The following is a 21,137-nucleotide window of genomic DNA, read 5'->3' as shown; positions in this document are numbered from 1 at the left end:
AATGGGCATCACCCACCCATCGCCAAACACTGGTTAAAAAATCACTCGCTTCTCAGGCTCTTCACCGGGTTGGCCAAAGCGGCCTTTACAGCCTGGAAACTTACTGTAAGCAACGCAACAACTATCGTTATCAAACCGGCAAGTGCTATTATCCACCAGCTTAAGGCAACATGGTATTCATAATTGTTGAGCCATTTACTTAACGACCAGATTGATACCGGTACAGCCAAAACGATAGCTATGCTTACCAGTACCAGGAAGTCCTTCGATAACAAAGCTGCAAGGTTGCTTACACTGGCCCCCAGCACTTTGCGCACACCTATCTCTTTGGTGCGCTGTTCTGCGGCATAGGCCGCTAATCCAAACAAGCCAAGGCAGGAGATCACAATAGCGAGTCCGCCAAAAAGGTTAGCCAGCATCGCCAATACCTTCTCGTTCTCAAATTTTTTGGCAAAGTCGCTGTCAACAAAATTAATAACAGGAGGGTATGCCGGGTTGATCTCTTTCAATGTCCTGTTGATCTCGTCCACACATGCAGTAATGCTTTTTTCCGGATTTAGCCTTAAATCTATTTCGTCGGAACCATTACCGACAAATGTGCTGATCATCGGCGGAACCTTTTGATAAGGTGAGCCGCGCACAAAATCTTTATAAACACCGATAATGGTGTATGGCCTTCCGCCCCACTTTATCTCAGCGCCAACCGTCTGCTTCAGGTTCATCAGCTTAGCGGTGGTTTCATTGATCATCATCGTTGTACCTGCGGTATCGGCGGAATATCCGTTCGTGAACTCGCGACCGGCAAGCAGTTTAACACCTGTAGTTTTTGTAAAGTCAAAACCGGTGTTCAGTATCTCGAAAAGTATTTTTTGATCGGGTTGTTTACCCTGCCATTCCACTCCCCAGGTATTATTGCCGGTTTCAGAAATGCTCATCGAAAGCTGCGTGCCACTTGTTATAGCACCCTTTCGCTTCAACTCGTCGATAAATACATCCGATTTTTTATCAAGATTACCTTCAGTAGAAATCTCGACCATGTTATTTTTATCAAACCCTATCGGTTTATCCTGTATATACCGTATCTGCCTGTATATGCATATGGTCGCGGTGATCAGGAAAACAGCCAGGCCAAATTGCAGTACCACCAAAACTTTACGTACCGAAAGCGCCCCCTTGCCGCCTTTGAACATCCCCTTAAGCACCTTGATGGGCTGAAAAGACGACAAATAGAACGCAGGATAACTCCCTGACACAAACCCCGCAACGGCTGCCAGGCCGATTATGAATACCCATGCGGTCCAGTCGCTGTAAGGGAACGACATTTTGATATTAAAGTAATTGTTGAATGGTGGTATAACCAATATCATAACAGCAACAGCCACTATCGTCGACAAAAATGATAATATCATGGATTCGGTGATGAACTGGCTGATGATCAGTTTCCGGCTGGATCCTATGGCTTTGCGGATGCCTACTTCTTTAGCTCTTTCTTCAGATCGTGCGGTGGAAAGGTTCATGAAATTGACGCATGCTACCAGCAAAATACACAAGGCAAGTATTTCAAACAAATGCACCTGGCTTATCATTCCGCCTACAGATTTTCCATTTTCAAATGTTGAGTAAAGGTGAACTTTGGCGAACGGAAAAAGAAACAATTCGTTTTTGTCGTTCTTATCATGGCGCTCTACCATTCCCTTCATTACCCGGTTTGCCTGGGCAAGCGATGCGGCATCTTTTAGTTGCACAAATGTGCGAGCATAGTTGCTGCCCCACCCGGCATCCTTTGTCCACGGGTTCTCGGCCTCAAATAGTGTCCAGGGTATTATGAAATCAAACTGGAATGTTGCATTGGCAGGCACATTATCAATTACCCCTGTAACCATCAACGGCGATTTATTATTGCGTGTCAGGATCTTCCCCATCGCTTCCCCGTCACTGAACAAGGTATGAGCAAGGTCTTTTGTAATTATAATTGAATTTGGTTTTGTTAATGCTGATGCTGCGGACCCTTCTAAAAAATGATAAGAAAGTATCGACACATAGGCAGGGTCGGCAAACAGTCCCGCTTTTTTAAAGCTATTGTTGTTATAAGTAAGCAACCCGTCGGCATTGTAACTTATTACCCTTGCGGTTTGTACCACGCCGGGAATTTCTTCCTTTATTGAGAAAGCAGCTTGTTTTGGCGTGGCAGCAAAAGTATAAATCTTGCCATCACCCGGCTGGTTGTTTTCGACCAGGTAAATATTGTCGAGGTTTTTGAACTGGTGATCAAAATTCAAATGGTAGGAAACGTATAGCAGCAATAGCAGGCAGCTTGCGATCCCCAAAGTCAGCCCGCCGGCGTTGATCAGAGAAAAACCGGCATGTTTTTTAATGTTTCGCCATGCTGTTTTGATATAGTTTCTTATCATAAGTCAGGGTATAAATTCAATGATTGATTCGTTTGTTGTTGGCCCTACATTAAAAGATCAGCTTTACTATAAAAATAATAAAGCTGATCCTTGGTAATCAATATTTTTAAATAATATTAGTTCAAGGTCAGGTTAACACGGTTGCTGCCATTTACATCTACCGAGATACCACCGCCGTTTAATTTACCTTCTACTCTGTCCTTTTCTTTTGTTCCATTGAAACTGCCCCCGCCAAGTTCCGCTGTTACCTTATCGGCACGCAGGTTAAGGTCAAAACCTTGTTTTGATGGTAGCTCCAGGTCTACATGGCCACCGCTGGCATCTATCTTCACAAATTTTGAGGCTTCCTTCAATTGCGCATGGATACTGCCGCCACTGGTATAAGTATCCAGGCTACAGGCCAGGCCGGTAAGGTTAATGCTGCCACCTGATGTGCCGGTTTTCAGCTCGCCTTTAATATTGTTAGCTGCAACGCTGCCGCCACTGGTTTCAGCGCCGATCTTGCCATTCAAATCCTCAAGACGGATAGAGCCGCCAGATGTTTCCAAATGGATGTTGCCCGAACAATTACTGGCTCTTATGCTGCCGCCACTTGTTTCGAGGTCGATATTGTCTTTTGAGTTCATAAGCGTGATGCTGCCGCCCGAGGTACGCCCACGGATATTGCCTGTCAGTTTATCAATATGCAGGCTGCCCCCGCTTGTCTCAAATACTTCCTGGCCGCTGAGATTATCGAGGTGAATACTGCCGCCGCTGGTCTCCAGCTTGGTAGCTACATTTTGAGGCACATATACTTTAAAACCGATGTTTAACGATCTGCGCCAATCCCAGTTATGATCGTGCTTGTTTTTTGCTACCGCTTTTAATTCGCCGCCGCTTGTAGTTATATCAAGTGTATAGTTTTCCTCAAGGCGTTTTTTTATCTCGTCTTTCGACAAGTTAGACAGGCCGTTGTTGCCCGAAACGTAAACCTCGATCCTCGGTTCTTCACCTGGAGCGCCGCTTACCGTGATGCTGCCGCCCGATGTGGAAACATATACATTTTTGATGCCCGCATTGGTGAGCGATTTGGTTATATAAGGGGTTTTGTTATCCTGCGCTAAGGTGGACAAACCCTGGCAGGCTGCTATGAAGAGAATTAAATATTTTTTCATGGTCTTATGGTTTATTGTTGATTTACTGATCTGTTAGTTGAAACGCACACTTACATTCCCGTTTGCCGAAACATCGACAGGGGAACCACCGCCGTTAACCTTGCCACGTACGTGTTCTTTATCCCAATCGCCTTTAAACCCGCTAAACTGGATTTGTTCTACCCTGTCGCCGCGTAAGTTAAGATCGAGACCCTGTTTTGCCGGCAGCTCCACTTCTACATTACCGGCGCTACTGCTTAGCCGAAGGTATTTGCCTACATGTTTCATCTCGGCCGATAAACTGCCGCCGCTGGTATTAGCCTCCAGGCTGCAGTCCATATTCCTGAGTTCAATACCGCCACCGCTCGTGCCGGTAACTAATTCACCCCGGATGTTGCCGCCCCTGATGCCGCCGCCGCTGGTGTGCGCATCAATATCTCCTCTCAGGTCGTCCAGTTCGAGGCCGCCACCCGAAGTTACCAAACGTATTTTTCCACTGCAGTTCCTGGCAGTTATGCCTCCGCCGCTGGTGTTAAGGTCAATATCGTTATCCGAATTAGTAACCCGGATGCCCCCGCCCGACGTTCTGCCATGTATCACTCCGGTCAGGTGGTCAATATTTAAACCACCACCGCTCGTTTTGAAGGTTTCATTCCCTTTCAGATAGTCGAGGCTTATCCCGCCACCGCTGGTTTGCAGATCGGTTGAAACGTTTTGCGGCACGTATATCTTGAATGAAATGCTCATGCCATTGTTCCAATTATGAAAATCGTGCCTTGTTTTAACAATGGCCCTCAGTTCATGACCGTTTACGTCAATGTTCATCTCATAATCTTCTGCCAATTTCTTTTCAATTTCGGCTTTTGAGAGTTCGCGATTGTTGTTACCCCTGATATAAACTTCGATACGTGGGGCTTCGCCTGTTCTGCCGCTTACCTGTATACCACCTGCCGAGGTACTTACCACAACGTTGCTGATTGCATCGTTGGCCAGAGATTTGGTCAGGTATGGGGTTCTGTCGTCCTGCGCCAAAGCAAATGTGGTTTGGCAGGCTACGATAAATAATGTTAAAAAGGTTTTCATTGCTTTTGAGTTGTTTATATCTATCAGACAGCTGTTTTTCCAAATACGTTGCACGGCATTATATTTATTTTATTCGCTCCGCAAACTCTTTACCGGGTTTGCAGTAGCCGCCTTTATCGTTTGATAACTTATGGTCATGATCGCTATAGTAATTGCGCCCAAACCGGACAATGCAAAAAGCCACCAGTTCAGCGTGATTTTATAGGCATAATTTTCCAGCCATCTATTGGCAAAATACCAGGCCACTGGTGAGGCTACCAGTATAGCGATTAAAACCAGCTTAATAAAGTCTTTAGATAATGTAATCGATATAGCTGATACAGAAGCTCCTAATACTTTTCTTATACCTATTTCCTTTACTCTTATCTCCGCAATAAATGTTGTCAGCCCAAATAGGCCTAATGCAGCCAGCGTTAGTATCATGAAGCTGAATGTGGTAAACAACTGTTGAAGTTTTTGCTCAGCGGCGTATTGCCTGCTAAGTTCCTGGTCCGACCAGGCGTATTCAAATACCTTATCCGGAAAGAAGTGCTGCCAGACCTTGTATAGTTTTGCTAGAACAGTTTTTTCCGACCCGGGCTGAATCCGCATCAGCATGCATCCATAGCGCATGTTTTTTGACGCGCTGATGAACACGGGCTTCATGTCCTCTTTTAACGACTCGTTGTTGAAATTATTAACAATACCTACTGGTATTCCGGTTGCACCTTTAACAGATTCCCCAAGGCTCTTAACAGAAAACATTTTTGCTGTAAAAGCTGATATCAGCATAGATTGTCCGTTCCTGGCCGAATCAAGTTTATTTCCGCCCTGCATCATCAACGAGTCGGCGTTTATGGCATCCCTGCTAAATTTCGGGTCGAGCAGACGACCTTTTACAAGGCGAAATTTCATAGTCCGCACAAAATCAAAATCACCATTTATGTACCAAACCTTCAATTTGTTACCTTTCTGGGCTGGGTCATCCGCGCTGAGCGTCATGTATCCGCCACCGCCGCTTTCGGGGTACCAGGTAGCTATACTTGCATTTTCGATACCCGGAATGGTCAATACCTCGTGCTTAAAAGCATCTCCCTTACCGTCCCAGCTGATGTTGGTAAAATGAAGTAAATTATTCTTATCGTATCCCAGATCCTTATTGTTTATAAAGTGCAGTTGCTTTTGTACAATAATGGTTACCGTAAGCACCGCCACAGAAATGGCAAATTGAGTGACCACCAGTGTTTTCCGGAGAAAATTGCTTCCGATATACTCGTTTATCTTTCCTTTTAATGTCGAAACCGGGTTCTGCGCCGAAACCAGTAAAGCGGGATAAATGCCCGTAAGGACACTTACAATAAGCATGGCACCGCAGGTGATGCTAAAAAGTAAAATATTGGCTTGCAGCGTAATAGTAAGCGGGTGACCAAGATAGGCTTCCACCGACCTCAAAAACACCACATAAAAAAACATCCCCGCGGCAAATGAGATACAAAAAAACAATAACGACTCGAAAAGAAATTGCGCTATCAGTTCGCGCCTATCGGCACCCAACACCTTTCGTATGCCAGCTTCGCGGACGCGTTTCAGCGCGCGTGCGGTCGTCAGGTTCACAAAGTTGATACAGGCTATCAACAGCAGGAATATCGCCACGCCTGAAAAGATATATACGTTTTTAATATCGCCACGAATCTCACTGTTGCCAGAAAGGTCAGTCGATCTAAGATAGATATCCCTTATCGGCTGAAAGGTGAATGAATAATGCATCTCCTTATTGGTAACATAGCCCGCAAACCATTTATTGGTCTTGGCTTCCAATGCTTTTGCCGATGCACCATGTTTGAGCAATAAATATTGTTCCGAAAAAGTACCGTAACCTTCTGGATGCAAAATATCATCGTCCGGCCGCATTTCGTTAATCGTAAGGATGTCTGAACGCAGCGTGGAGTTCGCCGGAATATCTTTTATAACCCCTGTTATCAAATAACTAACCGGCTTACCAAATTCAGGCAGATCAGTAATCACCTTGCCTACGGGATCGGCGTTGGAAAAATATTGTTTTTTTATCTTTTCGGTGATGACCATATTGATGTAGCCCTTTGTAAAAGCCCGGGGATTCCCCCCCGTTACATCAAAATTTAACACCTTCCACACCGATGGTTCGGCCGATATAATATGCATTTCGACCCCATCTTTATTACCTCCCATTTTAAAGCGGTGTTTTGCTATATGCATCCGGCAATATTCTTCGACTTCGGGGAAATTCCTTTTGAAAGATGGGCCCAGCCCGGTAAAGCTTTGCGGAAATTGCTGAATAGCGTTTTTGCTGCTTTTGTCGATGCTAATAATGCGATAAATACGGTCGGCTTTCTGCCATTGGTGATCATACGACAGATCGTCTAAAACCACGGTTGCTACCAGCAAACATGCTGTAAGGCCGATGGTAAGTCCGGCAATATTGATCAGCGAATAAAGTTTATTGCGCTGAATATTCCTTAGAGCGATCTTAAAATAGTTTTTTATCATAGTTTTAACCTAGTTGTTAATTGACGACCCATTTGCAGGCAATTTCATTCACTTCGTAAACTCTTTACAGGGTTTGCAGTAGCCGCTTTTACGGCCTGGAAGCTGATTGTTACCATCGCGATAATAACCGAGACCAAAAGAACCGCTACAGCCACAGTTGCCGACAGATCGATACGGTACGCAAAATCCCGCAGCCACCGGTTCATTGCCAGCAATGCCAACGGAATAGCAATTACATTAGCGATTAATACAAGCACCAGGAAGCGGCCGGAAAGTAATATCACTATCCTCTGAACCGATGCGCCCAACACCTTCCGTACCCCTATTTCTTTCACCCGCTTTTCTGCTGAATAAGACGCCAGCCCGAACAGGCCAAGGCAAGATATGAATATGGCAAGCCCGGAGAGTATCCCCACGATCTGGCTTTGCTGGCTGTCAGCTTTATAAACCTCATTAAAATGATCGTCAAGAAACTGGTATTCTATCGGGCTGTCTGGGTTAATTGCCGCCCATTTCGCTTTGATGAACGCCAGCGCCTCGGCCGTACGGCTTCCGTTTATTTTAACGGAAACGTTACCAAAACCAAATTTTCGCGCACTTATCATAAATAAAGGTTCAACTTTATAATGCAGTGAATTAAAGTTGAAGTTTTTAGCGACACCTACAATGGTGCCCAGCGAATCAAAACCAAAATGCTCGCCTACCAGCGACGATAACGGCCGCTTTGGATGATCTTTTAACAACTCGTGACCGAGCGCCTCGTTCACAATATATTGCCTTGTGTCCATCGCAGTATCTCCCGAAAAATTGCGACCAGCCACCAGTTTCATATTGTATAGCGACAGGTAATTACTATCAACCACCAGCAAGGTTGTGCCCAGATCCTGGCGTGGGCCGTCGTGAGGACGGAACGTAACACCGGTTTGATCGAGATGGCTACCCAGGATGTCTTGCGATGCAGTTACACCCTCGACCAACGTATTGCCTGACAGCGCATTTTTAAACTGGTCATATTTCTTATAAGTAACGCCGTCCAGCTTCACGTTTACTATCTGGTCGCGGGTATAACCTGGGTCTTGTTTTTGCATAAAGTTTAATTGCCTCAGTACAAAAACAGTTGCTATCATCAGGAAGATTGCACTCGTGAATTGAGTTACCACAAGGATGTTTCGCATGAGACCCTTGTTTTTCCCAACCTGGATAGAACCTTTCAGTACCTTAACTGCCTGGAACGAAGACAGGTAAATTGCCGGGTATATACCTGACAGCAGGCCGACGAGTATAGTCCCTCCAAACACTGCACCTATCACGCCAAAACTATTAAACACATTTAATGTTATATCCCTTTCACTCAGGTTGTTAATATAAGGCAGCGACAATTCGACCAGTACAATTGCAAACACAAGCGAGAGAAACGATATCATCACCGTTTCGCTCAAAAACTGGGCAGCCAGTTGAAAACGGTATGCCCCTATCGACTTGCGGATGCCGACCTCTTTGGCCCTTTCAACCGATCGCGCGGTGGACAGATTGATAAAGTTGACGCAGGCTATAACCAGCACGATAAGCGCAATGATCGCGAAGAGGTTGGTGGTCTTTTTATCGAACTTTTGAAAATTAATATAATCCAGACCTATATCGGCCGAACCCGCGTGAACGTCTTTGTACTTTAGCAGGAACAATTGGTAATACTTCCAGCTATCGCCCTTCAAGTATTTCTTCAGGTATGCCGGGAATTTGGCTTCCAGCGCTGCCTGATTGGTGCCCGGGGTCAGTACAAAATAAGTATCAAGCCAGTTACCTCCCCAGTTTTTATACATATCGGGCCTGATGATGGTATTGAACGAAAATAATGCATCGAACTGCAACTGCGAGTTTTTAGGAACATTTGCCAAAACACCTGTAACAATGAAGCTTGTTGTATCGTTGCTGTAATGGGTAATAGTTTTACCTATCGGATCCTGATCGCCAAAAAGCTTTTTTGCGGTCTCTTCGGTTATCATAGCCGAATGCGGTTTAAGCAGCCCGTTCAGTTTGTCGCCTCTGATAACCTGGAAATTGAATATTTTGAGAAAAGTAGAGTCGACAAAGAAAGCCTGTTGCAGGAATATTTTCTTATCCTTTTCGGTCAGTTGATATTTATCGGTCCAATGTATCCGGGAAAATGTTTTTATCTCAGGGAATTCCTGCTGCAGTGTAGGCCCCATGGGGAACATGGACAACGCTACTTTTTGTTTAGCACCTTCACTGCCTATGGTTTGCACTTCGTTCAAACGATAAATATTTTGCGTTTGAAAGTCATCAAAGCTTTTTTCGTAGTGTACAAAAAGCATAATAACAATGCAGGCCGCCATGCCAACAGCCAAACCGATAATGTTGATGGCCGAAAAAACCTTGTTTTTCCACAGGTTGCGCCAGGCAACTTTGAGATAGTTTTTTATCATGATCTTTAGTTCATTTATCCTTCCCGATAGCTATCGGGGTTTATTGTTGTCATTAGTTATTTTTCTGTCAATCGCCCGCGATTACTAATAAACCACGTCATTCACTTCTCAAACTCTTCACGGGATTGGCAAGCGCCGCTTTGATTGCCTGGAAACTGATAGTAATAAAGGCTATAAGTATGGCCGACACACCTGCCAATACAAATACCCACCATTGTATAGAAGTTTTGTAAGCATAGTTCTGTAGCCACCGGGTCATCGCATACCAGGCTATAGGGCAGGCTACGATGAGGGAAAGGACGACCAATAACATAAAATCCTGGGAAAGCATGGATGTAATATTGGCAACACTGGCTCCCAATACTTTCCGTATACCTATTTCTTTAACTTTTACCTGTGCGGTATATGTTGCCAGGCCAAATAATCCAAGGCACGAGATAAATATGGCTATACCGGCAAATACGCTGAAAAGCAAACCCGAACGCTGATCGGTTTTATACATCGAATCATAATCCTGGTCCATAAAGCTATATTCGAAAGGGAAACCGGGATTATATTTTGTCCATACTTTCTTTGCGGTTTCAACAGCAAGCGACGCGTCTTTCCCGTTTGTTTTAACAAACATTTTCCAGCACGATGGCTTGTATACAAAAATTGCCGGCTCGATCTTTTTTCTGAGCGAAGCCATATGGAAATCTTTTACCACGCCGATGATAGTGCCCCGGGTATCATGTAAGCTAAACATTTTTCCTATCGGGTCTTTTATACCAGCTTCTCTTACCGCTGTTTCATTTAGTATATAATGTACCGAATCGCTTGCTACACCGGTGAATGGTTCGCCCGACTCCATCTTCAATTTAAAAAAGCTGATGTAATACTTATCGATATGCATCGGGTGGATGAGGAAGGACTCTTTGGGATTTTTCCCATCCCAGTTTGTATCCGAGGTGGTATTATCAGCGATCATGATATTACCTGCCCCGCTCGCTATATTGTGTATTGCCGGCTGGTTCAATAGTTCGGTTCGAAGTGCTTCATAGTTTTTTTGCATTCCGCCCATGCCAAAGGCAAACACGTAGGATTTATCATAACCCAATTCTTTTTCGCGAATGTATTTTAGCTGGCTGTTGATTACCAGCGTGCTAATAATAAGGCCGATTGAAAATATGAATTGGGTAACTACAAGTCCCTTGCGAAACAACGTATTACCAACTCCAATTGAAAGTTTTCCTTTAAGTGCATTGATGGGCTTAAAGGAAGACAACAACAAAGCCGGGTATATGCTGGATGCCAGCAATGTGCCTGCAACTGTAAACCCGATCACTTTCCATACACGCGGATCAAGCAGGTCGAACTGCATCTGTTTGCCGGAAAGATCGTTGTAAAACGGCATTAGTATTTTCACCGTAAAAAATGCCAGGGCAAGAGCTACAGAAAAGAATAACGATGTTTCGATCACGAACTGCGCAAATAACTGTATCCTTTCCGCACCAATGATCTTGCGTACGCTTACTTCTTTTGATCGCAACATGGCCCGGGCGGTGGACAGGTTCACATAATTAATGCAGGCTATCAGCAGGATCAGTATGGCTACAATAAGAAATATCCTGACGGTTTGCATACCCGATTCTGTACCATCTGCATGGTACAGGTGCAATTGTGTAAGTGGCTGCAGCAGGTAACTTACTTCCGAGGCCTGTGCACCGGGCTGATTGACGATATGTATCTGCGTCAATTTATCCTGTACCGACTTGAGGGATACATTGGGTTGCAATTGAAGATAAGTGGTAGCATAATAATTACCCCAGTCCGAATCCATGGATTTCCAGTAATCTGTAGCGCTATATGATTTAGCCTGCAGATTAATGGAAAATAAAACATCCGCTTTAAAGGTTGAATTTTCCGGGAAATCAGCCATCAGCCCGCTTACTATATAGTTATCCCTGTTATCACCTTTCAATACTTTACCAATGGGGTTGACATCGCCAAAGAAACGCTTTGCTGTGGTTTGGGTGATGACAATGGACTGATCATTCGGGAATGGCCGGTTACGGTCACCTTTGATCATCTGAAAATCAAGCACCGTGAAGAACGATGGGTCAACCATGAACATGCCGTTTTCGCCCGGTTTCAGTACTTTATCCCCATAACGGAAAACGCTATAACCATAACTGGGAACCATCCTCACAGCAGCCTTTACACCTGGTACTTCACGTAAGGCGAACGTTGCTATCGGGGCCTGTACACCACCCCATATTTGTTTAGTGCTGCCGGTGCCAATCTGGGCGTTTACCTGGTAAAGCTGCGATGCCTTGGTATGAAAAGAATCGAAACTCAGCTCATCACTCACCCAAAGTAAAATAAGTAATCCGACACTAAGGCCAACGGTAAGCCCGGTTATATTGATGAAAGCGTAAAATTTGTTCTTTAAAATATTACGCCAGGCGGTTTTGAAGTAGTTTTTAAACATGATGTGAATGCCGGTTTTAAAAGTTCAATTATCCTGTTTATTTTTACATTAAACTAAGTGTTCACACCTGCGCCGCTTGCCACTTCCTGCTACACTACAAGCGCTTACAAATAATTACGTTAACTTAGCACGACATCGAAGCAGTGTCCCATTTTGCATTTTCGTGAACGTCTGATAACCTCTTGCCTCTGCCCTTTCAACTACATCGTTACTCCGATCTCAAACTCTGCACTGGGTTGGCCAATGCTGCCTTCAAAGACTTAAAGCTGACCGTAATCAGGGCAATTGCAAACGTTATTGCGGCTGCCAACACAAATATCCACCACGACAATGGCGTGCGGTAAGCAAAGTTTTGCAGCCAGCTATGCATAGCATAATAGCCTACCGGTATAGCTATCCACGTAGCTATCATTACCGGCTTCAGCAGGTCCTTTGAAAGCAATAGCAGAATATTGAGCACAGATGAGCCCAGCACTTTACGTACCCCTATCTCCTTGGTGCGTTTTGCCGCAGTAAATGACGCCAAACCGAACAGACCCAGGCAGGCTATAAAAATGGCCAGCCCCGAAAATATGCTTAGTATCGTTTGCTGCCGCAGATCGGATTTATAAGTAGTATCAAATTTCTGATCGAGGAAGGTATACTCAAAGGGGTACACCGGCGCTACCTGCGCATAAACCTTCTTAATTTCATCGAGTGAAGACGCTATGTTGCCCGGTTTTAACTTGATAACGGCCACTCTCCTGTCTTCGGAGGGTGAAATGATCAGCGCGTCCATGTTTTCTTTCAGCGACAGGAAATTGAAATCGTTCACCACGCCTATTATCCTTCTTTTATGATCGTCGCGGATCGTATTTCTTATCCATTTGCCCACAGCTTGCTCGGGACTGAAGCCAAGCTTTTTAGCCGCCGTAGCGTTTATCAGTACCGAGTTCATGGTATCGGTTGCAAACGTCGGAGAAAAGTCGCGACCTGCGATTATCTTCAATCCAAGTGTCTTTACATATTCAAAATCTGCAAATTCCGAGCGTTCCTTTAAAATGTCCTGGTGCCCTTCGGCTTCATACGCCTGTACGTCAAAAAAACCGCCCGGTTCGCCCGACATTAGGGATACAGAGGCTATACCGGGTTTATTTTGCAGTTCGGTTTTAAATAGATTACGGTGATCATAAATATCGGCGTTATCTATCTGCACCACCACGCTTTGAGCCTGGTCGTACCCAAGAGATTTGTTTTTAATATAGTGCATCTGGTTCATGATCACGATAGTACCAATGATCAGGAAAACGGAGATACTAAATTGCACCACAACCAGTGCCTGCCTGAAAAAAGATCCGCCTTTACCCAACCGCAATTTTCCTTTTAATGCCTCTATAGGCGAAAAGGCCGATAGGAAAAATGCCGGGTAACTACCTGCCAGAAATCCGACAACTAAAATAACGCCCCCGAGGAACGTATAAATCGGCCACGAATTCCAGGCAATGGTCAGGTTATAGCCAAGGATGTTATTATAGGTTGGCAACAGTGCCAGCAGCAACCCGATGGAAAGGATACAGGAGATAACGGATAGTAAAATAGATTCGCCTATAAACTGTGATACCAGGTGATTGCGCAGTGCCCCCAAAACTTTACGCAGGCCCACTTCTTTTGAACGTTCCACGGCACGCAGCGTAGCCAGGTTTGTGAAATTGATACAGGCAATAAGCATAATAAGCGCGGCAATGGAAATAAATATATAAACCACTGTTTTGTCACCATGCTTTACGTTGTCAAACGCCGATGAAGGTTCAAAATATATATCTGGCAACGCGGTTAACATCAAGTCCTGGTGCAATCCGTATTGTGCCATCTCCTTACCCATATATTTTTCCAGGAACCGGGGAAATTTAGCCTCTAGCTTTGCAACATCGGTATTCGGGTTTAGCAGCACATAAGTGAATAGGAAATTATTGATCCATATTTTACCATTAGCTCTGTCCGGAAAGCTGGAAAGCGTGTTCACCATATCAAAGTCCATGTGCGTATTGGAAGGTGGATTTTTGCAAATGCCGGTTACCTTCATTGGCAGGGTTTTGTCAAAGGATATGATTTTACCCATCGCATTGTCAACCGTTCCGAAATATTTTTCAGCGACCTTTTGAGTAAGTACCACACTTCCGGGGTCTTTAAGCGCTGTTGCAGCATCACCTCTTAATAGCGGAAATGAAAACATGGTAAAAAAACCGGCGTCGGTAGTGTAAACCTTGCGTTCGTCAAATGCCTTATCCCCAAATGATACCAGGAAATTCGCGGTCCAAACGCGTACCGCCATCTTGATATCAGCGGGATAATCAGTTAACAAAGCTTGTGCATAAGGAGCCGAAAGATAAGGAACACGTGCTTTCTCTTTATCAAAACCACGCATTACGCGGTATACCTGTCTCCCGTTCTTATGGAAACGATCAACACTGAATTCATTGGTAATGTACAGGAATATCATCAGACAAACCGTAATGCCGATGGTCAATCCCAAAATATGAATAAGCGAGAAAACCTTGTTCTTGTACAAGTTTCGCCACGCGATCTTCAGATAGTTGCGAATCATGAGGTATACAATTTTTGTAGTACACCGAAAATAAATACCAAATAATTAATTAATTGATTTATAATAAATTAAGAAACAATCAACTTTGATATTGTCCGCTTGCGTAACACTCCGATGTCCGGTTATGATACAGTTTTTGGTATTGAGATTAGTGATTTGTTAACTGGTGACCAAGAATTCTATTCTTACCAATCGTCAGTTAACAAATCACTAATCCCGATCATTCGCTCCTAAGGCTTTTCACAGGATTGGTAAGCGCCGCTTTGACAGACTGAAAGCTGATGGTTATGAACGCTATCAGGATAGCCCCAAGCCCTGCAGCCGCGAATATCCACCATTGTACATTCCGATGATAAGCAAATCCTTCAAGCCAGTTATGCATGGCCCACCATGCAACAGGCGCGGCAATGGCTATTGCAATTAATACCAGCCTGATAAAATCCTTTGATAACATACCTACTATGGTCGATATGTTGGCGCCCAATACTTTACGGATACCGATCTCTTTTGTACGCTGTTCTGCGGCGTATGCCGCTAAACCGAATAACCCCAGGCATGCAATGACAATTGCCAGCGAAGTAAATGATACGGCTATTTTACCCGTTCGCTGTTCGGTGCGGTACATCTTGTCAAAATCCTGGTCCATGAACGAGTAATTGAACTGGTGGTTAGGCGAAAAAGATGTCCATTTATTTTTTACCTGTTCTACTACGGCCTTTAGGTTGGCCGACTTTATGCGTATAGATAGCGCTCCCCTGTCTTCACTGTTAAAAAGGATCATCGGCGTTACATTTTCGCGCAGCGATTTAAAATTGAAATCCTTTATAACCCCCACGATATGATAAGGCTTCATAACTTTGGCCATGTTATCCTGCGGAACGTAAAGCTTTTGATTCAGCGGGTCAGGAAAAACCAACAATTTTGCAGCTGCTTCGTTTATGACAATAGCAGTAGAATCGGTTGCCATTTGGTTTGAAAAATTTCTTCCGGTCACCATTTTCATCCCAAGTGTAGGTATGTAGTCTTCATCCACAAACCATGTGCAGGTAAGTATTGCGCGTTTTTGGTCCAGCACCGGATCCTTAAATACAGACGAATTATTATTGGCACCATCAGTGGGTAAGTAGCCCGACATGGTAGCATTTTGTACGCCTGCAAGTTGTTTGATTTCCTGTTTAAAGGTTTTAGCCTTTGAGCCCAGCGTCCACGTATCCCATACGGTTAGCACCTGTTCGCGTTTAAACCCGACATCTTTACTCTGGATAAATTTTAATTGATTGTAGATCACCAATGTACCAATGATCAGTCCTATGGAGATAACAAATTGCCCCACCACTAGTACATTGCGTAGTATGCTCCGTTTAAAGCCCGCCGCTAATTTACCCTTGAGTACTTCAATAGGCTGAAAACCGGACAGGTAAAGGGCCGGATACGACCCAGCGAGGCAACCGATAACCAAAATAAAAACAAGTAACGAGGGCAATAGCCACAACAAAATATTTGAGGTAATAGCCAGTTGTTTGCCCGACAGGTCGTTAAAAAATCCAAGCATCGCCCAGGCGCCAAAAATGGCAATAACGGCACCAACAAGCGTTACGATAATAGACTCTGTTAAAAACTGTGCGATCAAATGTTTACGGGCCGATCCCAGGACCTTACGTACCCCCACCTCTTTGGCCCTGTTTGATGAACGAGCTGTCGACAAATTCATAAAATTGACACAGGCGATCAGCAATATCAGCACAGCGATAGCCGAAAAAATATATACCGTTTGAATATTGCCGTTTGCTTCAAATTCATCGCGTATATTGGATTGAAGATGAATTTTGGTGAGTGGTGTCAAGCTGAACCTGTAATAATTGCCGCTTTGCTCGAACCTGGCAAAAGTTAAATGCAAAATATCCTGTAACTGCGGACCTGCATGGTTACGCATAAATTCAGGCAACTTGGCTTGTAGCTTGTTGATATCAGCACCAGGCCTCAGCAATAAATAAGTTTTGAAATTATTACTGAACCAGGCGTTTTCCTTGCTTTCCGGCAATCCGGCCATCGATATAAAAAAATCAAAGTGAAAGTGCGATTGTGAAGGAATATTTTTGATTACACCAGTCACTTTGTAAAGCGAAGTATCATTGAAGGTAAGGATTTTACCAACGGCCCTGGATGTATTAAAATACTTCCGGGCAATTTCTTCGGTAATAACTACGGTCCGTGGTTCTTTTAATGCTGTCTTTGGATCGCCGCTGATCATCGGCAATGTAAATACATCAAATATAGAAGCGTCCGCGAATACCATGCGATTTTCCTGGATGTTCTGGTTACCTTTTTTAACCGGGTTACCACCGCGGTCCCTAAACCTTACAACTTGTTCAACTTCAGGGAAATCAGCTTTTAAGGCAGCAGCAGTGGGCGCCGGGGCGTCTGCAGATGCGCTTTCATTGCCACCAAATTTTATTTCGTTATTGATACGGTATATACGGCTTGTGTTAAGGTTGAATTTATCGTAACTGAGCTCATCGAACACATAAAATACGATTAGCAGGCAGGTAGCCAGGCCAAGGGCCAGCCCCAGTACATTGATGGCGGTGAAACCTTTATTTTTTTTAAGATTACGGAACGCGGTTTTGAGATAATTCCTGATCATGGCGTTAGTTCATTGGTTGAGTGGTTCGTTCGCTTATTTGGTATCCAAACTTTATTATCAGACGCTATGAACTGGTAACAGGTTGCAGTGATATTTACTTTTTTTAGAACGATCTCACTGATTTATTTGGGATTGCCCCGACGACCGTCGTCCATCTGTAACTAACTCGAACCGTTAGTGACCTAATCACGGGTTAACCGGCCACAAATAACAATTATCAGATCACTCCGACCGCAGGCTCTTTACGGGGTTGGCCAGCGCAGCTTTTACCGACTGGAAACTGATGGTAACAAAAGCTATGATCACGGCCACAGAACCGGCAATAGCTAATATCCACCAGTGCACTGCAGTACGGTAGGCAAAGTTTTGGAGAAAAAATTTATCCATTGCCCACCATGCTAATGGGGAAGCTAAAACGATGGAAATGAGCACCAGCTTCATAAAATCCATCGACAGCATACCAACTATGCCCGATACACTCGCACCCAGTACTTTGCGAATGCCTATTTCCTTATTACGCTGTTCGGCGGCATAAGCCGCCAGCCCAAATAAACCCAGGCAAGCTATCAAAATAGCCAGTGTGCTGAAAGAGATGAACAGTGTGCCTACCCTTTGTTCCGTGCGGTAAGTAGCATCAAAATCTGCGTCCATAAACGAATAGCTGAATTGTTGGTTTGGCGATAATTCCTTCCATTTACTTTCCACCTTTGTCATAAGGCCCTTAAGATCGGCAGTTTGCATGCGAACATTAATAGCGCCGTTATCTTGGCTATATACCAAAGCCAGGGGTGTTATTTCGTGCCTGAGCGATTCGAAATTAAAATCCTTTATAACCCCAACTATATGAAACTCCTGCAAGCCGACAGAATTACGGAAGACGGGTTTATTTAAAGGATCTTTCCAGCCGAATTTCTTTACAAGCGACTCGTTTACGATAATGGCCGTACTGTCTGATGCAAGTTGTTTGGAAAAATTACGGCCGCTTAACAGTTTGAGACCCATGGTCGGTATATAGTCTTCGTCGGCTGACCAAAACTCGGACAGCACGTCTTTTTTAACGTCTATGGTGCGATCTGGGAATAAACCGGTTTTCAAACGATCTTCTCCGGTAGGTTGGTAGGGCGACATGCTGACGTTAGTTACCCCCGGCAATTGTTTTAGCTCGTCCTTCAAAATTTTTGCCTGGTTGCCCAGTACGTTGGTGTCTTTTACGACCAATACCTGGCTACGATCGAAGCCGAGGTCCTTATTCTGGATAAAATTCAATTGATTATAAATAACAAGCGTACCTATTATCAGGAAAATAGATATTGAGAATTGAAAGACAACCAGGAAGCTACGCAGGAAACCGCCTTTTAACCCGGCGGAAAGCTTTCCTTTTAATACTTCGATAGGCTGAAATGCAGATAGGAAGAATGCCGGATATGAACCTGCCAGGAAACCAATCACAACAATACTTATAAGCAATGAAGGGATTAGCCAAGTTAATGATCCCAAGCTGAAACCCAATTGTTTACCCGCCATCTGGTTGAAAAGCGGCATCAGTACTATAGCCAATACCACCGCGATAATGGTCGAGACTAGTGTAACAATAACGGACTCTGTAAGAAACTGGGCAACAAGATTTATCTTAGCGGAGCCCAATACCTTGCGTACGCCCACCTCCTTTGCCCGGTTTGACGAACGGGCCGTTGAAAGGTTCATAAAATTCACACAGGCTATCACCAATATAAAGGCTGCTATAACCGAGAATATATAAACGTATTGCATGCTGCCTCCCTTTTCTGCTTCGTATTCGTAACCCGAGCTCAGGTGAATTTTAAGCAATGGCATCAAAACGGTGCGAAAATAGTTGCCGTTTGTGGTCCATATTTTAGCCGGAGCTGGTGAATTTTTTAACTCGAGCTGTGCAATGCGTAACTCCAGGCTTTTTACATTAGCGCCTGGTTTCAGCAATACATAATTGTGCACACCGCTGTAACCCCACCCCGTAACCTTACTTTCAGGCAGGGACGAAAAGGATAAAAAGAAATCGTATTTAAAGTGGGATTGTGGCGGTATATCCTGTATCACACCCGTTATTTTATAAAGACTTGTATCATTAATGGTAAGTGTCTGCCCAACTACGTCCGTTTTATTAAAGTATTTCTTTGCCGCACTTTCTGTTAGGACAGCCGAATGCGGTTCGTCTAGCGACTTTGCCGGATCGCCGTCGATCATAGGCAGAGTGAACACATCAAACAAGCTCGATTCTGTGAAGACAACTTTTTTCTCCTGCACATTTTCATTCCCCTTTCTTACAGAGAATTTCTGTGGGGAAAGAAAGAGGCCGTCCTTATCTATCATCCGGGTCGTGTTTTCGATCTCAGGAAAATTTTCTTTTAAAGCAGCCTCAAGCGGACCTTCAGATGTTGCGTATTTTCCTGCATGTCCGTTCAGGCTCGCGTCAAGCGAAACCCGGTAAATACGGTCGGCTTTGGTGTTGTATTTATCGTAACTTAGTTCATCCACTACATAAAATACAATAAGCAAACAGGTAGCCAATCCTACCGACAGGCCAAGTACGTTGATAGCCGTAAACCCAATGTTTTTCCTTAGGGTACGGACAGCAGTTTTGAAATAATTTTTAAACATACGATTGCGATTTGATTGCCCGGATGACCACTGTACTGCGGTTTCCCGGTTCAAAAATACCGGTGTAAGTATGTTCTGATTTCCCAAATTATAAGATGAATACTCTTTTTTTATGCTGTTCTTATAATCCACAGGGCTTTTGCCGGTCAACTGCTTGAATGAGCGATAAAAGGTACTTTGTGAGTTGAAGCCCGATTCAAAAGCAATACCCAGAAGTGTAATATGATCATAGGCGGGATCGCGCATTTTGATTATCACATCCCGGGCGCGGTATTCATTAATAAAATCATTGAAACTTTTTTTGATTATCGTATTTATGATCCACGATAGTTCATGAGAGGTTGAACCAAGCTTTTCAGCTAACATGGTAAGGCTCAGTTCCGGGTCCCGGTAATAGCAATTGGCCTCCATCGTCTTCTTTAGCCAGGCGCCTTTTTGTTTCAACTCAGACGATAGGGACGGCTTTGCCGTAGCTGGCTGTTGGGCCTCCAACCCCGCCTGTGGTTTTAGGAACGCCGCAGCGGCAGTCCAAATCATAATCACTGCAAAAAAAATGTAAAAAGGATAATAAACGTGTATCTCTAATTGATTTTGGTAGCCGAAATGATCAACTGCGGCATACCCGATCCACAATAGCCATAACAACGCAGTAGCCGCCAATAAACGACGCAGCCAACGGAATTCGAGAAGCGACCGATCCATCAGCATAAGCGGCAATCGCCGGTAAAAATCTTGAATGAGCTTATCTGATCGGTACACGTAAGTTATGATCGAAATAAATATGAGTACTTGCAGTACAGGGTTTAACAATTGAAAGGCTGAGGTTTTGTAAGTGGTTGTTCCTGTCATGATACTCTCCCGTATCTCCAATGCCAGGGCACCCAGTTCAAGCAACAAAGGGCTAAAATGAAGTAGATCACTCCAGGTGAATTTATGACTGGGGTGCGTTATTTTCAGTACATAAAAATAGATAAGCGGCCCAAGGGCAAGCAGGTATTGCATCGGCAATCTTTCCAAACCAGGCAGGTAGGTTTCGAGCCGGATGTCTGTGACCAGCATCCGTACCATCGACAAGATCATGGTGACCAACGCTAAAGCAAGAAATCTGTTCGCAATGCGATTGACACTTTCGCTTAACCACAACTGCAAAGCAAAAGTCAACCCTATGAATGTTATTCCGAAGAAAAACACATCATAAAGGGTGATATGCAATGTATAAGAATTCAAAT

At 44.2% G+C, this 21,137-nt stretch carries 9 protein-coding genes; all 9 read right to left on the bottom strand.

Annotated elements, in window-relative coordinates:
- Positions 1-41: 41 nt before the first annotated feature.
- Complete coding sequence (locus FRZ54_RS16735; RefSeq protein WP_147032727.1) at positions 42-2,411, bottom strand: ABC transporter permease; 2,370 nt, start codon at positions 2,409-2,411, stop codon at positions 42-44.
- Between the two features lie 116 nt (positions 2,412-2,527).
- Complete coding sequence (locus FRZ54_RS16730; RefSeq protein ID WP_147032726.1) at positions 2,528-3,565, bottom strand: DUF4097 family beta strand repeat-containing protein; 1,038 nt, start codon at positions 3,563-3,565, stop codon at positions 2,528-2,530.
- A 33-nt stretch (positions 3,566-3,598) separates the two neighbouring features.
- Positions 3,599-4,627 (bottom strand): DUF4097 family beta strand repeat-containing protein, encoded by a 1,029-nt coding sequence (locus FRZ54_RS16725; RefSeq protein ID WP_147032725.1) that lies wholly within the window; start codon positions 4,625-4,627, stop codon positions 3,599-3,601.
- 69 nt (positions 4,628-4,696) lie between these two features.
- On the bottom strand, positions 4,697-7,132 hold the full coding sequence (locus tag FRZ54_RS16720; protein ID WP_147032724.1) for an FtsX-like permease family protein: 2,436 nt from the start codon (positions 7,130-7,132) through the stop codon (positions 4,697-4,699).
- Positions 7,133-7,176: 44 nt separating this feature from the next.
- Positions 7,177-9,576: an ABC transporter permease gene (locus FRZ54_RS16715; RefSeq protein WP_147032723.1), complete on the bottom strand. Its 2,400-nt coding sequence runs from the start codon at positions 9,574-9,576 to the stop codon at positions 7,177-7,179.
- Positions 9,577-9,673: 97 nt separating this feature from the next.
- A complete protein-coding gene (locus FRZ54_RS16710) occupies positions 9,674-12,046 on the bottom strand; it encodes an ABC transporter permease (RefSeq protein ID WP_147032722.1) in 2,373 nt (790 codons plus the stop codon).
- Between the two features lie 208 nt (positions 12,047-12,254).
- Positions 12,255-14,630: an ABC transporter permease gene (locus FRZ54_RS16705; protein WP_147032721.1), complete on the bottom strand. Its 2,376-nt coding sequence runs from the start codon at positions 14,628-14,630 to the stop codon at positions 12,255-12,257.
- Between the two features lie 220 nt (positions 14,631-14,850).
- Entirely contained in the window at positions 14,851-17,274 is a 2,424-nt protein-coding gene (locus FRZ54_RS16700) for an ABC transporter permease (protein WP_147032720.1), read from the bottom strand.
- Between the two features lie 222 nt (positions 17,275-17,496).
- Positions 17,497-21,135, bottom strand: coding sequence for an ABC transporter permease (locus FRZ54_RS16695; protein ID WP_147032719.1), 3,639 nt, complete (start codon positions 21,133-21,135; stop codon positions 17,497-17,499).
- Between the last annotated feature and the right edge of the window lie 2 nt (positions 21,136-21,137).

This window comes from Mucilaginibacter ginsenosidivorans, assembly GCF_007971025.1.
GTDB classification, from domain to species: domain Bacteria; phylum Bacteroidota; class Bacteroidia; order Sphingobacteriales; family Sphingobacteriaceae; genus Mucilaginibacter; species Mucilaginibacter ginsenosidivorans.
Note: the sequence above shows the minus strand (reverse complement) of the source record. Positions and strands in the feature narration are given on the sequence as shown.

What these genes read in the sequence shown, in the direction of transcription:
- FRZ54_RS16735 (WP_147032727.1), bottom strand. Translation starts at nt 2,411, where the DNA reads ATGATAAGAAACTATATCAAAACAGCATGGCGAAACATTAAAAAACAT.
- FRZ54_RS16720 (WP_147032724.1), bottom strand. Translation starts at nt 7,132, where the DNA reads ATGATAAAAAACTATTTTAAGATCGCTCTAAGGAATATTCAGCGCAAT.
- FRZ54_RS16700 (WP_147032720.1), bottom strand. Translation starts at nt 17,274, where the DNA reads ATGATCAGGAATTATCTCAAAACCGCGTTCCGTAATCTTAAAAAAAAT.
- FRZ54_RS16710 (WP_147032722.1), bottom strand. Translation starts at nt 12,046, where the DNA reads ATGTTTAAAAACTACTTCAAAACCGCCTGGCGTAATATTTTAAAGAAC.
- FRZ54_RS16730 (WP_147032726.1), bottom strand. Translation starts at nt 3,565, where the DNA reads ATGAAAAAATATTTAATTCTCTTCATAGCAGCCTGCCAGGGTTTGTCC.
- FRZ54_RS16725 (WP_147032725.1), bottom strand. Translation starts at nt 4,627, where the DNA reads ATGAAAACCTTTTTAACATTATTTATCGTAGCCTGCCAAACCACATTT.
- FRZ54_RS16705 (WP_147032721.1), bottom strand. Translation starts at nt 14,630, where the DNA reads ATGATTCGCAACTATCTGAAGATCGCGTGGCGAAACTTGTACAAGAAC.
- FRZ54_RS16715 (WP_147032723.1), bottom strand. Translation starts at nt 9,576, where the DNA reads ATGATAAAAAACTATCTCAAAGTTGCCTGGCGCAACCTGTGGAAAAAC.